Below are 16238 nucleotides of genomic sequence, written 5' to 3'. Positions count from 1 at the left end.
CGCTATTGTCACGCATATGATTAAGTGAATAGTGATTGAGGAGGGTTACGAATGTCCGAATTTAGAGAGATTATTACAAAAGCAGTGGTTGGAAAAGGACGTAAGTATACAAAGTCAACGCATACATGTGAATCGAATAATGAACCAACAAGTATTTTAGGGTGCTGGGTAATTAACCACTCGTACGAAGCAAGAAAGAATGGGAAGCATGTGGAAATTGAAGGTTTCTATGATGTGAACACTTGGTATTCATTTGATGGAAATACAAAGACTGAAGTTGTAACAGAACGCGTGAACTACACGGACGAAGTAAGCATTGGTTATCGTGATAAAAACTTTTCTGGTGACGATTTAGAAATTATTGCTCGTGTTATTCAGCCACCAAATTGTTTAGAAGCGCTTGTATCACCAAACGGTAATAAAATTGTTGTAACTGTAGAACGTGAATTTGTAACAGAAGTAGTTGGAGAAACGAAAATTTGTGTAAGTGTAAATCCTGAAGGCTGCGTAGAATCAGATGATGATTTCCAAATTGCTGATGATGAATTTGAAGAATTAGATCCGAACTTTATCGTTGATGCAGAAGAAGAGTAATAGAAAGCTAGGGAGAAGTTCTTCCTAGCTTTTTACTTTACATAAGTGGCGCTGAATGAACATGATTCTTTATGAAATATGTTATAATGAAGATAGACTCCTGAAATAGGAGATATGGATGTCCGTGAAATGTGACATATATGAAAATTGATTACTATGTAAGAATTATGGAGGAAAAGTATGACGCAATATACCCCTATGATACAGCAATATTTAAAGGTTAAGGCAGACTATCAAGATGCCTTTTTATTTTTCCGATTAGGCGATTTTTATGAAATGTTCTTTGAAGATGCCGTTAAAGCAGCTCATGAACTTGAGATTACATTAACGAGCCGAGATGGTGGCAGTAGTGATCGTATACCGATGTGCGGTGTACCGCATCATGCAGCTAAAAACTATATTGAACAACTTGTTGAAAAAGGATATAAAGTTGCTGTTTGTGAGCAAGTGGAAGATCCAAAAACAGCTAAAGGTGTAGTGCGCCGTGAAGTAGTACAACTAATTACGCCAGGAACGATGATGGAAGGGCGTACAATTGATGAGAAAGAAAACAACTTCTTAGCCGCATTAACACATTTTGAAGATGGATCATATGCTTTAGCTTGTAATGATTTAACGACTGGACAAAATACAGTAACGTTATTGACTGGTTCAGTAGAAGATATTTTATTGGAAGTGTATGCAACTGGTTCGAAAGAAATTGTTGTAGATTCTTCATTTTCTAAAGATGAATTAAATAAATTAACTGAAACGTTACAAATGACAATTTCATATGAAGATGCAACGGCAATTCCTGAAGGATTAGAACATCTTGTGAAAAATGTTTCGCAAGCAAAGTTAATTAAAGCAATTGGACGCTTATTTAACTATGTGATAAGAACGCAAAAACGTTCATTAGATCATTTACAACCTGTAGAAATTTATTATACGAATCAATTTATGAAAATTGATGTGCATTCAAAGCGAAATTTAGAGCTGACGGAAACACTTCGAACGAAAGAAAAAACAGGATCATTATTATGGCTATTGGATAAAACAAAAACAGCTATGGGTGGTCGTATGTTAAAACAGTGGATGGAACGTCCACTTATTCAGAAAGAAAAAGTTGAAGAGCGTTTAGAAATGGTTGAAACATTTGTAAATGATTACTTCTTACGTGAAGATTTAAAAGAAAAATTAAAAGAAGTATATGATTTAGAACGTTTAGCAGGAAAAGTTGCATTTGGTAATGTCAATGCACGGGACTTATTACAGTTAAGACGATCTTTACTTCAAGTACCAGCTATTTTAGAAGCGATTAGTTTGTTAGATAATGCTTATGCAGCAAGGTTAATTCAAGGCGCAGATCCATGTGAGAGCTTAACTGAATTACTAGGAAGAAGTATTCAAGAAAACCCACCGCTTTCTATTAAAGATGGAGATATTATTAAAGACGGTTATAATGACAAGCTTGATCAATATCGTTACGTTAGTAAAAACGGAAAAACGTGGATCGCTGAGCTTGAAAAACGAGAGCGTGATATTACAGGAGTTAAATCGTTAAAAATCGGGTACAACCGTATTTTCGGCTACTACATTGAAGTGACGAAGGCGAATCTTGCAGCACTTCCAGAAGGCCGCTACGAACGAAAACAAACGCTTGCTAATGCTGAACGTTTCATTACAGATGAACTGAAAGAAAAAGAAACGTTAATTTTAGAAGCAGAAGAAAAAATTGTACAACTAGAATACGATTTATTTACAGCGCTTCGTGAAGAAGTAAAAGTATTTATTCCGAAATTACAACATTTAGCAAAAGTAATTAGTGAATTAGACGTACTGCAAAGTTTTGCGACAGTTAGTGAAGAAGAACAGTTTGTAAAACCTGTACTAACAACGAAGCGTGAAATCTTTATTAAAGATGGTCGTCATCCTGTCGTTGAAAAAGTATTGAACGGGAAATTGTATGTACCGAATGATTGTATTATGCCAGAGGAGATGGATGTCTTTTTAATTACAGGACCGAACATGTCTGGTAAAAGTACGTATATGAGACAGTTAGCACTTGTAACGGTTATGTCACAAATTGGTTGTTTCGTACCAGCGACAGAAGCAGTATTACCTGTATTTGACCAAATCTTTACGAGAATTGGTGCAGCAGATGATTTGATTTCAGGTCAAAGTACATTTATGGTCGAAATGTTAGAAGCGAAAAATGCAATTGCAAACGCATCAGAAAGAAGTTTAATTTTATTTGATGAAATTGGACGAGGTACATCTACGTATGATGGCATGGCACTTGCACAGGCAATCATTGAACATATTCATGACCAAATTGGGGCAAAAACGTTATTTTCTACACATTATCATGAATTGACTGTGTTAGAAGAGAGTTTAGATCAACTAAAAAATGTACACGTTTCAGCAATTGAAGAGAATGGTAAAGTAGTATTCCTTCATAAAATTCAAGATGGAGCAGCAGATAAAAGTTACGGAATCCACGTTGCGCAACTTGCAGAGCTTCCAGATAGCTTAATTGCCCGTGCGAAAGAAGTGTTAGCACAACTAGAAGGACAAGAAGAAATTATTATTCCAAAGCGTGTAGAAGTGAAAGTGCAGGAGCAAGAAGTTATTCCAGAACCTGTAGTTGTAAAAGAAGAGCCAGTAGAAGTACTAGAGGCGAAAGTAGAGACTGAGGAAGAATCACAACTATCTTTCTTTGGAGGAGAACAGTCTTCGAAGAAACAAGACAAGCTTGCGTTAGATCAAAAAGAAACAGCAGTACTGGCGCAAATTAAAAAAATTGATTTACTTGATATGACGCCTTTAGAAGCGATGAACGAACTGTATCGCTTACAGAAAAAGTTAAAGAAAGGATGAGTAAGTAGATGGGGAAAATTCGCAAACTCGATGACCAACTCTCTAACTTAATTGCGGCAGGAGAAGTAGTAGAGCGTCCTGCTTCAGTCGTAAAAGAACTTGTGGAAAATTCTATCGATGCGAATAGTACATCTATTGAAATCCACTTAGAAGAAGCTGGTTTATCGAAAATTCGCATCATTGATAATGGAGATGGCATTGCAGAAGAAGATTGCATCGTAGCTTTTGAACGACATGCGACAAGTAAAATTAAAGATGAAAACGATCTGTTTCGCATCAGAACACTCGGTTTCCGTGGTGAGGCATTGCCGAGTATCGCCTCAGTTAGTGAATTAGAATTAATCACTAGCACAGGTGATGCACCTGGTACACACCTTATTATTAAAGGTGGAGACATTATAAAGCAAGAGAAAACCGCGAGCCGAAAAGGAACAGATATTACAGTACAAAACTTATTCTTTAATACACCAGCGCGTCTTAAATATATGAAAACCATTCATACAGAGCTTGGTAATATTACAGATATTGTGTATCGTATTGCAATGTCACATCCAGAAGTATCGTTAAAGCTGTTTCATAATGAAAAGAAATTGCTTCATACGTCAGGTAATGGTGATGTAAGACAAGTACTTGCATCGATTTACAGCATTCAAGTTGCGAAGAAACTTGTTCCGATTGAAGCTGAATCTTTAGATTTCACAATTACAGGCTATGTAACATTACCAGAAGTAACGAGAGCATCTCGAAATTATATGTCAACAATCGTAAATGGCCGTTACGTTCGAAACTTTGTATTAATGAAAGCAATTCAGCAAGGATATCATACATTACTGCCAGTCGGACGATATCCAATCGGATTTTTATCGATTGAAATGGATCCAATGCTTGTTGACGTTAACGTACATCCTGCAAAATTAGAAGTTCGTTTTAGTAAAGAACAAGAATTGCTAAAGCTTATCGAAGAAACATTGCAAGCTGCATTTAAAAAAATACAGCTCATTCCAGATGCAGGCGTAACAACGAAGAAAAAAGAAAAAGACGAGAGTGTGCAAGAACAGTTCCAGTTTGAGCATGCGAAGCCGAAAGAACCATCCATGCCGGACATTGTTTTACCAACTGGCATGGATGAAAAACAAGAAGAACCGCTGCCTGTGAAACAGCCAGCACAACTGTGGCAACCGCCGAAACAAGAATGGCAACCACCACAGTCGCTCGTAAGAGAAGAACAAAGTTGGCAGCCATCTACTAGACCGATAATGGAAGAACCAATTCGAGAAGAAAAATCGTGGGACAGTAATGAAGAGGACTTTGAATTAGAGGAATTGGAAGAAGAAGTTCAGGAAATAAAAGAGATTGAAATGAACGGTAATGACTTACCGCCACTTTATCCAATTGGACAAATGCATGGAACATATATTTTCGCTCAAAATGATAAAGGCTTATATATGATTGACCAACATGCCGCGCAGGAACGTATTAATTATGAATACTTCCGTGATAAAGTAGGAAGGGTAGCGCAAGAAGTACAAGAACTGCTTGTACCGTACCGTATCGATTTATCTCTTACTGAATTTTTACGTGTTGAAGAGCAACTAGAAGAACTGAAAAAAGTCGGTCTATTCTTGGAGCAATTTGGCCATCAATCCTTTATCGTCCGCTCACATCCAACGTGGTTCCCGAAAGGACAAGAAACAGAAATTATCGATGAAATGATGGAGCAAGTTGTTAAACTAAAAAAAGTTGATATTAAAAAATTACGTGAAGAAGCAGCCATCATGATGAGCTGTAAAGCATCGATTAAAGCGAATCAATATTTAACGAACGATCAAATATTTGCTTTACTGGAAGAACTACGTACAACAACAAACCCGTATACATGCCCGCACGGAAGACCGATTCTTGTGCATCATTCTACTTATGAGTTGGAGAAGATGTTTAAGAGGGTTATGTAGAGTGAATAAACTACATTTCAAAAGGGGGCAACATTTACTGTTGGTCCCTTTTAATATGTAGATTTAATTGTTAAACGAGAATATGGTGAAGTAATTTTGCAGTTTATTTCTTGGCTGCGTTAGCTTATATTTATCTATGTATAAAAAAGCGCTGTATACAGCACTTTTTAAAAGGTGCATGAATAGTATAATGAAGATTTTTACATTATTAAAGACATAACTATGCATGGCCTAATATTGATTCTTATTTGGTTAATTGTCATAAGGATCTATACGATTATTTATTTTTATTATTATTAATTTTTTCAGTGTATAGAACTTGCTCTTTGTAGTGTTTCTTAATTGGAAAGTTATGTGTACCTGTGCCGTTCTTGAATTTTTTATCAATGGGGTTCTTTAGAGGAACTGTTGTGGTTTCAGTAAATTCATATGGGTAATTTATTTTAGATTTATCTTCAAACATGAAAATGCCTCCTTTTAGGATTTCCTAAATTCTTTACTATAACATGATATGCATATAGATTTTTTTTGGACTAGTTATTTATATAGGTTAATGGAATTTAATTACATAACCACTGAAGCCTTTTAAAGGAAAATAATTTGAGAAAGAAATGGTATGAATAGCCGTTGGCTCCTATTGTTATTTTTTTGTTTGACAGCGCAGTGAATAATGCATATAAATTCAATATAGATTGTTTTTATAATATGGTTTATATGAGATTTTCTTGATAATATAATGTGGAATATTATAGTATTATTAGGTTATTAGGAACATTTAATGCTGTTTCATAACTGAAAGGGAATTGAAAAAAAACTGAAACTTTTCTCATAAAAATTCAATCTAACTTGAAAAATGAAAGGAAAATGAAATTTTCCAAAAGATATTCTTTGTTAAGATAAAAAGCATACATACAAAAAGTATTGGTATATCTTAAAAATGTATTTTCAAGATATAGTGGGGGAAAAGATGAGATTAGAAAAACAATTAATAAAAAAGATGTATTATGAAACATTCCTAATGGAGAATGAAACAAAACCAACTCTTGACGTACTTGGACAAGCTTATGTAAACGATGAAAAAAATGAGATTTCTGATAGGTCTTATATTCGTTTTGCACAAGGTGAATTTTATTATCGTCATCAAGATTTTGAAGCAGCTATTTTTAAATGGGAGAAGGTTAGTAATGAATTAGCACCATGGGCACAAAAAAATATTGCGGATGCTTATTTCGAACTTAATCAATTATCATATGCTGAAAATATTTATACTTCTATTACTACTGATAATAAAATATTGATGATCGAAATTAGACTACAATTACTTTCTCTTTACATTGAGCAAAATAATTTTGACTCAGCTTTCGGTGTTATTAAAGAAGCAGTTTCTTTAAATCCTGATTATCCGAATGTCACAAAAATTGCCCGTTCCTTTTATGAGGAACAGCAAGATTTTGATAGTGCAGTAGAGCTTGCTGTGAATGAGTTAATTCGAATAGAATCGTATCCGTGGTTTGAGGTATTAAAAGGATATATTGATAAAGGGTTTACTAAACATATTTCACCAGATTATTTTTATAATGCATTAGCTACATTAAATAATGTAGATCAAGTACAGTTTACGCAAATGGTTTCATCACTTTGGAACAGTTATAAAGATGAACAAAATTATTTATTATGGCTTAATACAATAAATGAATTTTTCTTACATATTGAAATACATTCGTCCGATATATGGAACAAAGTTTCTGCTCTTTACGAAGAAACTTACTTTGCATTAATTCAAGGTCAATATACGCTTAGACAATTAAACGATATCATACCCAATCTGTTAGCAAATTGGTTAAAAGTAGTTAATCCATCTTATGCTGTATTTCCATCTGCAGCTGTATTGGCATGGGATGAGATTTTCCCTTCCAAAATAGATTCAGCAAATATAGAGCATGCGGAAAACTTACTGTCACATTCTATTAATCATGTAAATGGCTTAGAGTACAGCTTACACCTTTTTGAATCTATTACACAGTGGGCACAAAAGCACAATATAGAAATAGGTCACCGATTTAAATGGTTAGTTGACGAACTCGCAGATTTAAGAACAAATCGTATTTTAGTAACGGGAACTTCAGGAAATGGAAAAACTACATTTATTAACTCTATATTAGGAGAAAACATATTAGAAAAATCAATTTCAAATGTAGTAGTTTTAAAAAATGATGCTCATATAGAAATAAACGCTATAACAGACTCAGCAATTACAACAACGGAAGATGTCTCTGATTACCATAATATGATGTCTCAGCACCATCAAACATATAGAGATAGAGCGTGTGTTGAATTTAAATTACCATGCAGATTTTTAAATGAAAATAAACTTACATTTGTAGTGACACCTGGCTTTAATAGGAATAACGACACTAGAGATGAGATATTCGAATATTTAAATTCTGTAGACGAATTACTGTTCGTATTGAATGCGGATTCACCTTTTACTGACAAAGAACGTGACATTCTATTAAGTATTCAAGAACATACGCCAAATTTACAAATTCATTTCTTATTAAATAAAATCGATAACATTTACAGTGAAGCAGAAGTGAAAAGGGTATTACATGATACGGCAACGAGAATAAACACATATTTCCCGCATGCGAGAATTTTCCCTTATTCCTCGTTATATACAAGTAGTAAACAATTAAATGATTTAACTGAGTTTATTCATTTTAACTTTAATCATAAAAATATCGATGCAGAACGTACTGAAAAGTTATTATTTTTCATTCGAAAAACAATTACATATCTTTTGGATAAACGTGTTGAGAAAGAAAATAATCTAGTAGATGCTATTAATTGGAATGAAGATATGCTAGTGAAACTAAACGGTAGCATTAATAACCTTACTGCATTTGAGAGGGAAAAAATTCATTTCATTACACAATCATATCGTTCAATGAAGACTGAAATTACAAATGATCTTACTGAAAATATTCCGAAGATATTAAAGAGCTGTTCTAATTTAATTAGTGAAGAAAGTGATTTCGGGCACATGGATACGGAACTAAATAAAGCAATGAATGAAAAAGTGCATAAATATTTAGAACAAACTGTATTACCTAATCTCGCTCTTTCTATGCAAAATTGGATTGCAACTTCTAATAATGAGCTTCTTCAAAGTCAAACGTATTTAGAAGAACTTAGTGAAGGGCTTAATTCACTATTTGGAGAAAATAGAATACAGTTAGAATGTGATTTTAAAGTGCTTGATGACTGGCGCAGAGATACTGACAGGATGACGACTAGAATACAAATGGATGAAGTAAATATTTTACGTCGATTTACGCCAGCACAATTTTTGTTGAAAAGTGCCGGTAAATTATTTGGAGTTCTTCCTAAAAATAAATCTATGCTATATAACAAATACAAACAGTATGTAGAAAATGAAGATTATACTGAAGTAACGGCTTCTATTATGAAGAAATTTTTCTTGCAATTTGAGCTGTTTGAAAACACACAAGAGCGAGATATTAATATATTCTTTAGGAATCCATTTAACTCCTTAAAGCAAGCTGTAGAAAACACGCATTTAGAAATACAAGAAAAACAAGAGATATTACATAAGATGAAATCAAATCCTGAAATCTATCATGATTCTATCATGCTTTTTGAATTGAGATTGCGTCAATGTGAAGTAATTTTAAATATAGGTGATGATAATACCTATACGGATGTAGCTTTAGAAACAAGCGTAGAATAAAAGTAAACACATCAGATTTTTTATATGAAAAATCTGATGTGTTATAAGAAAGTAAAAAGGAGCAATTGTAATAAGTTGCTCCTTTTTCATATATAGATTATTTTTCTGTTTCTTTAATTTTAGTTTGTACTTCGCCAGTTTTAATTTTATTACTTTCTGAGAAGCGTAATAAATCGCCTTCAATAATTTTGTCAGACATTCGTAATTCATTTTGTGCACGTTTAATGAGGGCTTGAGCTTCTTTTTTTGGTAAATCTACAATTTCCCCTGTTATACGGTCGTAGAAAGTGTTGTTTTTGTATGCATACTTATCTGTAACGAAGCTACCATCGCGTAAAACAACAAAGCCAGTATATTCATCTGAAAACATATCATGGCCAAAACGGATATCATTCGTAGAACCAACACCTAATAAATTTAGAATAGTAGGTTTCATATCGATTTGTCCCGTAGGCTTTGAAATAGTTTGACCTTCTGTTTGTCCAGGAATATGAATATATAAAGGTGTACGTTGTAAATTTAAAGTATCAAATTCTGTTATTTGATCTTTGTCTAAAAACTGTGCCATTGCACGATTATGTTTTTCGGAAATGCCATAATGATCACCGTATAACACAATAATAGAATCATCATACATTCCCTCGGCCTTTAAACGCTCAATAAATTTTTTAATTGATTCGTCTAAGTAACGTGCAGTTACGATGTAACGATCGAATACGCCATTACCAGAGTTGTATGGTTCAATGAATTTTGTATCTTCATCATACGTGAATGGATAATGGTTTGTTAAAGTAAGGAAACGAGCATAGAATGGTTGATCAACAGTTTTTAATATATCTACTGATTGATCAAAGTATTCGATATCTTTTAATCCCCAATTTAAATTTGTTTCTGGCGTAATTTTGTAATCAAGCTCATTATAGTAACGATCATAACCAAGAGCGGAGTACATAATATTACGATTCCAAAATGTTGCGTTATTCGCATGGAATACAGAAGTGAAATAACCTTGCTGACGTAAAATTTCTGGAGTCGCAGTATAATCATTGTTACCGTGTGTGAAGAATACAGCCCCTCGATTTAATGGATACAACGACGTATCGATTAGAAATTCAGAATCGGATGTTTTCCCTTGACCAGTTTGATGGAAAAAGTTATCAAAGTAATAACTTTCATTTATGAATTCATTTAGGAATGGTGTAACTTCTTGCCCATTGACTGATGCGCCTATTAAGAAGGTCTGCAAGGATTCAAGAGTGACGACAATTACGTTTTTTCCTTTCGCTGCACCAAACATATTAGGGTTTGGCTCGCTTTGGTTTGCTTTTACGTAGTTTTCAGTTTCTTGTAATTTACTACTATCAGCAAGTGCTTTTTGTGACCCAGCTTTTACTTGCAGTGTTAAGTCATATACTTGGTGAGTATATAAGCCTAAATTTTTGACAAGCATTACCCGGTCGAATGATCTCGTTAATAATTCAGGGCGCTCTTTTTCTGCAAGCTGTAGATTCGCAAAGAATACACCAATCGTTAAAAGAAAGTATAACAAGCGTGTAGAATGAGTTACACGTTCTGTTTTAAAGACCAATGATTTCTTTTTTAATAAAATAAAGAAGAAAACAATGTCTACGAATGCGAGTATAATTTTGTAGTTTAATATCTCTATAATACTGCCGCCTAATTGGCCAAAGTTTGAGGTTTGTCCAAGTACTGGTAATGTAACGAAATCACTATAAAAATCATAGAACATTACATTTCCAACAAGCACGATCGTTAATAAGAAATTAATACATAGCGCTATATAATTTCGCTTTTCACCAGTTGCAAATAATGCTAATCCAACAAATGCTAATGATGCGGCTAGAGGGCTAATAAACAAAATAAGCTCTTGCGTTGAAGACTCAATTTTTAAATCAAAACTGAATCGCGTAATAAGATATGTTTTTAACCATACTGCTAAAGCCATTGTTATAACAAAACTTATATTTTGCATTTGTAAATTTATTTTATTCTTCATTTTTACACCTTCTTTATACAATTTATTTAATTGAAGTTATATATTATGTTTTTATAACTATTAGAGTTTAATGAACCATTTAGATTATGTTTTCTAAAGGGAATAATTTGAAGTATTCATATACATACAATGGGGATTTTTAAAGCGTAGTAGCATAAATATAACTCTTTTTGAGAAACGGGCAGAACAAGTCATTGTTGTAGTGAAATTGACTTATAGACATCCTACCATATTAAACACTATGATGATGTTACAAAATATCGAACAAATGAAAGTGAAAATGGATAGAGACTTTTAAAACTGTTGACATTCAATTTATTAGAATTGAATGTCAATCGTTTTAAATATACAGTTATGTTACATATGTATTTTGTAAAATTCCGTTTCTTTGCCAGTTAATCATTAGCCGGGAAGGATAGGAGGGATTATTAAAACACTTTTACTATATATAAGTAAAAGTGTTTTGGAATTGAAAATATTTGACTGACATCTTAATGATAGAAATTAAATGTCAGATAAGTACTTTCCAACATACAGACCACTTGCAGCAGCTTGAGATAAGGAATGAGTGACGCCGGAACAATCTCCAACTAAAAATAGTCCATGCACACTTGTTTCAAAAGAGTTATTGATTTTTATCGTAGGAGCATAGAACTTTCCGTCAATTCCATATAGTAAAGTATGTTGATCAATAGGCTCTTGTATAAATTGTTCTAAACGTAATAAAAATTCTTTCAGCCCTTCAATATATAATTGAGGAACTTCTTGATTCAAATCTCCATAATCCCCCTGTAGTGTAGGTTGTATACGATTATGTTCCATGCTGTTTTTCGCCGTAGGTTGTTTCTTTAATAAGTCCTCTAAGCGCTGTATAACAATCCGATCTCGTCCTTGGTTAATGCCTTTAATAATTGAACTTGCGTATACATTTGCTTCTTTGAGAGTTGGAAAATAGCGAGGAATAAATAAAGTGAAGTTTAAATTAGAAGTGCCAGTTCCTTGCTCTCGAAAATTTTGACCGTCAGGCATAACTAAACCTTCTTCGTACTTTCGAATGATGCGTCCTTTTGGATTCATACAGTAAGTAGTTGCTGTGAAATGCTCACCTTGATAAGAAAGTTTTGTTTCAAAAGTATCTTTTAATATAGAACGTAATTGATGTTCTTTCATTTCTACTCTAATTCCTAAATCTACACGTGTTTGCTCCTGAGAAATACTTAGAGAACTGCATATTTCTTTTAACCAATCGGCCCCTGAACGCCCAGTTGCAAATACTAGTTGCTTAGTTTGAACTGTTCCTTGATTTGTCTCTATTGTAAAATAATCTTCCTGTTTCAGAATATGTTGTACATCTATTTGAAATTTGATCTTTATTTTCGTCAGTAAAAATTCATAGAGCTGCTGAAAAATGTTATTGGAAAGGGGAGTACCAAGATGTCTTACTTCTGTTGTTAGCATTTGTAAACCACACGCTTCAGCTCTTTTAGTGAGACTTGAATTTTCAGTACAATATTTTGAGACAGAACTTCCACCAAACTGACATAGAATTTCATCTACTTCAGCCATGAGCTGTATAAAGCCCTCTTTACCGACTTTTTGCTCAAGTTCTCCGCCAAATCCGTTTGTATAATTAAATTTCCCTTCAGATCTTCCTAAACCACCAAACCCGAAATATTTATCACATGTAGTACAATTACACACTTTTCCTTCGTCTAAAGGACAATGGCGATCTTCTAGCGCTTTACCTTTATCAAGAATTAAAACTTTTTTGTTACTTTTAGCTAGTGAATAAGCCATAAAAATGCTACTTACTCCAGCGCCGATAATTGTAACATCATACATATTCTTTCACCTGCTAACGAATAGTTTGTTTTTTATTTTTCTAGTGTATAACAATTTTATGAAGTTAAGAAATAGCTTTTATTAATAAAGTGGGAGTTTTTGAACTTGATGCTGTATTAACTTCTCCGAGTGGTGGAGTAAATACAAAAATTTTTATTTGAAAGAAGAAATAGTTTGAAAAATCACTATGTCATATGATTAATAACATCTTACATAGAAAAAAAACAGACCTTTTAAGTGAAGAGGTCTGTTAATGATTTTAAATCTTATTTAGCAAACACATGGTTACCAATTACTGCTACTGTTTGACGTGTCGTAATCCACTTGTCTGTTGATGTTTTTGGATTGTAGAAATAAATCCAGTCAGAATGTACTCCATTTGTGGAGATAGCCTCTTCTACAGCCATTTTTGCTTCTGCACTTGCAGGCTGATTAATTCTGCCATCTGTAACAGGAGTAAATGCATATCCGTATTTAATAGGTTCATAAATAACACCTGTTATTGTATTTGGAAAACCTTTTGCATTTACACGATTTAGTATAACTTTTGCTACTGCTACTTTTCCTTTATAGGATTCGCCACCTGCTTCAGCAGTAACTAAGCGTGCCATTAAGTCTTTTTCTTTTTGTGAAATGCTTGAGTTAATTTTTAAATGTTGTCCTGTATAAAGCTTGTTTCCGACTGTATTGTTAATTTGTTTTATAGATTGGACGGTGACATTGTAACGCTTTGCTATCGTTTCTAATGAATCCCCCGGTTGTACTTGATAAATAATTTGTCCAGAAATGCTCGCAGGCTTGGCGTTTTGAGGAACAGTGATTTCATTTGATTTCACGGACCCTGGAATATGTAACTGTTCGCCAATAAAGGTTTTATCGTTTCCTTTATTATTAGCCTGTTTAATGGATTGTATTGAAACTCCGTATTGTTTACTAATGCCCCAAAGTGTATCGTTCTTTTTTACTGTATGAATGGTAGAAGCTTCAGCTGTACTTTGACTACATACGAATGTAATTGCAGCCGCGGATAAAGGGATTATATGTTTTATTTTTAGTAATTTCATTGTAAATCCTCCTAAGAAAAAATTAAGGTGAAACTATTAAGTAATGTAGTTCAGAATGTGTATATGCGTAATATATTAATGTAAGTATATTAGCACATATAAAATAAATAATCACTATAAGTTTCATATTCGTGTAGTGTAGAGTCAGAATATGAAATATTGCATATGAAAATACATTGAAGTTCATATTTCTGATTACTATAATCTATTTAGTAGAAAGGGAATACGTTATAGAAATAAAATCATTATAGATTAATATAATGATTAATAATTATTAATAGGAGGATTGATGTAATGAAAATATTTCAAAAAATGTATGCGTCCACTGTAATCATTACAACACTTTTAGGAACAGGAGGCACTATCAATAGTGTACATGCTGATTCTATAGAACAGCAGAGTAAATTAGGGATAGAACAAGAAACAGATAAGCAAATCATTGTAAAATTTAAAGCAGATTTGGATTTTCCATATGAAGATGGTATTGAAAAACAAATACAATCTCAAACGAATGATAAAGTAATAAAAGATCTTTTGACAGAATATCCAGATGTAACATTTACTCGTTTATTCACATCTGTAAGCCCGGAACAAATACAAAACCTTGAAGTGAAAGCACCTAATCATGTATCTACAAGTTTATTAAACTACTATATTCTTCAAAATCAAAATAGTGGGTATGAAGAAGAAATAGTAGATAAGTTAAAGGCATCTTCTTTAATAGAAGATGCGTATATGAAGAAACAAGAGAAAATAATGCCACCTGAAGTGCAATCATCAAGTGTAGCTCTTAATCCTAATAAAAATCCTAGATTTAAAAAACAAGGTTATCTTGAAGCAGCCCCATACGGTATTAATGCGCCTTTCGCCTGGGGAGTTCAAGGCGGTAATGGAAATGGTATCACTTTTGTTGATATGGAATACGGATGGCTATTAAATCATGAGGATTTATTACATCAAAATATTGAATTAATGTCTGGAAGAAATATAAATCAGCATGTCGGTCATGGGACGTCTGTACTAGGAATTGTATCCTCTGAGGACAATGAAGTCGGGAATATTGGGATTGCGCCAAAAGCGAAAGCAAAGGTTATCTCTCAAATAAGAGATAACGGACAGTATAATACGGCTGATGCAATATTAAGCGCTGTAAATCAGTTAGAAGCTGGGGATGTTTTATTGTTAGAGGCGCAAGCATCCTTTGATGGATATGGTGATAAATATTTACCTGTTGAAGTACAACCAGATATTTTTGATGCAATTCGTGCTGGTACAGATAAGGGAATTGTAATTATAGAGGCTGGAGCAAATGGGTGGAATGATTTAGATCAGTTCAAAGATAGAAAGGGTAAGCAAGTCTTAAATCGTAATAGTAAAGATTTTAAAGATTCGGGTGCAATTATGGTAGGAGCTGGCTCTTCATCTTTCCCTCATGAACGTATGTGGTTTTCGAATTATGGAAGCCGTATTGATGTGTACGGATGGGGAGAAAATGTAGATACAACTACAGCCGAGCAAAGTAGAAGTGCTGTAAATCTTTATACTTCAAGCTTTAGCGGAACATCTAGTGCTTCGCCAATTATTGCTGGGGCAGCGACTTTAGTACAAAGCATTGCTAAAGAAAATTTAGGACAACCATATAGACCTAGTGAACTAAGAGCAATATTAAGCAACCAGAGCACAGGAACAAAATCTAAAGATCCATATGCAGATAAAATTGGTGTTTTACCAGATTTGAAGTCTATACTAGTAAACTTAGGCTATGAACAAAGAAAACTAAACGGTGGGAATGAATTACAAGTAACAGAAAATGAACCAAATAATGAGCCTAGACAGGCAAATAAAGTTAACTTTCATACACCGGTGAAAGGAACGCTACATAATAGTGATAGAGTAGATGTATTTACTTTCCAAATTGACTCGCCGGAAAATATTAATATTTCTCTACTAAATGAACAAAATATCGGAATGACATGGGTACTTCATCATGAATCAGATTTAAATAACTATGTAGCATATGGTGAAAATGAAGGAAATGTAGTTAAAGGAACTTATAATGCAAAGCCAGGAAAATATTATTTATACGTCTATAAATATGAGAATAAAGATGGTTCATATGTATTGAACATAAAATAAGCAAAAGGAACTTCAGATGAAGT

9 protein-coding genes are annotated in these 16238 nt (G+C 33.4%); 5 read left to right on the top strand and 4 right to left on the bottom strand.

Annotation, left to right across the window (positions count from 1 at the left end; translation table 11 throughout):
- Positions 1–51: 51 nt before the first annotated feature.
- The 3 genes from cotE (at position 52) to mutL (ending at position 5405) form a co-directional block, all read left to right on the top strand.
- Complete coding sequence (cotE, locus tag NZ044_RS18530; protein WP_001288799.1) at positions 52–594, top strand: outer spore coat protein CotE; 543 nt, start codon at positions 52–54, stop codon at positions 592–594.
- Positions 595–774: 180 nt separating this feature from the next.
- Positions 775–3453, top strand: coding sequence for a DNA mismatch repair protein MutS (gene mutS / locus NZ044_RS18525; RefSeq protein WP_340949923.1), 2679 nt, complete (start codon positions 775–777; stop codon positions 3451–3453).
- A gap of 8 nt (positions 3454–3461) precedes the next feature.
- Entirely contained in the window at positions 3462–5405 is a 1944-nt protein-coding gene (mutL, locus tag NZ044_RS18520; RefSeq protein WP_000516486.1) for a DNA mismatch repair endonuclease MutL, read from the top strand.
- A gap of 277 nt (positions 5406–5682) precedes the next feature.
- Here mutL and NZ044_RS18515 read toward each other — a convergent pair whose 3' ends face one another.
- On the bottom strand, positions 5683–5868 hold the full coding sequence (locus tag NZ044_RS18515; protein ID WP_000461138.1) for a hypothetical protein: 186 nt from the start codon (positions 5866–5868) through the stop codon (positions 5683–5685).
- Between the two features lie 504 nt (positions 5869–6372).
- On the opposite strand from NZ044_RS18515, the gene NZ044_RS18510 reads away from it, so the two are divergent.
- Positions 6373–9156 carry a dynamin family protein gene (locus tag NZ044_RS18510; RefSeq protein ID WP_340949921.1) on the top strand — a complete coding sequence of 928 codons (2784 nt, stop codon included), beginning with the start codon at positions 6373–6375 and terminating at the stop codon, positions 9154–9156.
- Positions 9157–9253: 97 nt separating this feature from the next.
- Here the strand turns inward: NZ044_RS18510 and NZ044_RS18505 are convergent, their stop codons facing one another.
- From NZ044_RS18505 to NZ044_RS18495, 3 genes are all read right to left on the bottom strand, one after another.
- Positions 9254–11173: an LTA synthase family protein gene (locus NZ044_RS18505; RefSeq protein ID WP_098505703.1), complete on the bottom strand. Its 1920-nt coding sequence runs from the start codon at positions 11171–11173 to the stop codon at positions 9254–9256.
- A gap of 504 nt (positions 11174–11677) precedes the next feature.
- On the bottom strand, positions 11678–13015 hold the full coding sequence (locus tag NZ044_RS18500) for an NAD(P)/FAD-dependent oxidoreductase (protein WP_000272409.1): 1338 nt from the start codon (positions 13013–13015) through the stop codon (positions 11678–11680).
- 266 nt (positions 13016–13281) lie between these two features.
- A complete protein-coding gene (locus NZ044_RS18495) occupies positions 13282–14079 on the bottom strand; it encodes a cell wall hydrolase (RefSeq protein ID WP_000771008.1) in 798 nt (265 codons plus the stop codon).
- Positions 14080–14373: 294 nt separating this feature from the next.
- Between NZ044_RS18495 and NZ044_RS18490 the strand changes: the two genes are divergently transcribed.
- The gene (locus tag NZ044_RS18490; protein WP_000689210.1) at positions 14374–16215 is read left to right on the top strand and encodes a S8 family peptidase; all 1842 of its coding nucleotides are present in this window, start codon (positions 14374–14376) and stop codon (positions 16213–16215) included.
- The last annotated feature ends 23 nt before the right edge of the window (positions 16216–16238 follow it).

Source organism: Bacillus sp. FSL K6-1338 (genome assembly GCF_038006965.1).
Taxonomy (GTDB): domain Bacteria; phylum Bacillota; class Bacilli; order Bacillales; family Bacillaceae_G; genus Bacillus_A; species Bacillus_A thuringiensis_S.
Note: the sequence above shows the minus strand (reverse complement) of the source record. Positions and strands in the feature narration are given on the sequence as shown.

Bases quoted from the DNA above. Each gene is read 5' to 3' on its own strand.
- cotE (WP_001288799.1), top strand. From the start codon at position 52: ATGTCCGAATTTAGAGAGATTATTACAAAAGCAGTGGTTGGAAAAGGA.
- mutS (WP_340949923.1), top strand. From the start codon at position 775: ATGACGCAATATACCCCTATGATACAGCAATATTTAAAGGTTAAGGCA.
- mutL (WP_000516486.1), top strand. From the start codon at position 3,462: ATGGGGAAAATTCGCAAACTCGATGACCAACTCTCTAACTTAATTGCG.
- NZ044_RS18515 (WP_000461138.1), bottom strand. From the start codon at position 5,868: ATGTTTGAAGATAAATCTAAAATAAATTACCCATATGAATTTACTGAA.
- NZ044_RS18510 (WP_340949921.1), top strand. From the start codon at position 6,373: ATGAGATTAGAAAAACAATTAATAAAAAAGATGTATTATGAAACATTC.
- NZ044_RS18505 (WP_098505703.1), bottom strand. From the start codon at position 11,173: ATGAAGAATAAAATAAATTTACAAATGCAAAATATAAGTTTTGTTATA.
- NZ044_RS18500 (WP_000272409.1), bottom strand. From the start codon at position 13,015: ATGTATGATGTTACAATTATCGGCGCTGGAGTAAGTAGCATTTTTATG.
- NZ044_RS18495 (WP_000771008.1), bottom strand. From the start codon at position 14,079: ATGAAATTACTAAAAATAAAACATATAATCCCTTTATCCGCGGCTGCA.
- NZ044_RS18490 (WP_000689210.1), top strand. From the start codon at position 14,374: ATGAAAATATTTCAAAAAATGTATGCGTCCACTGTAATCATTACAACA.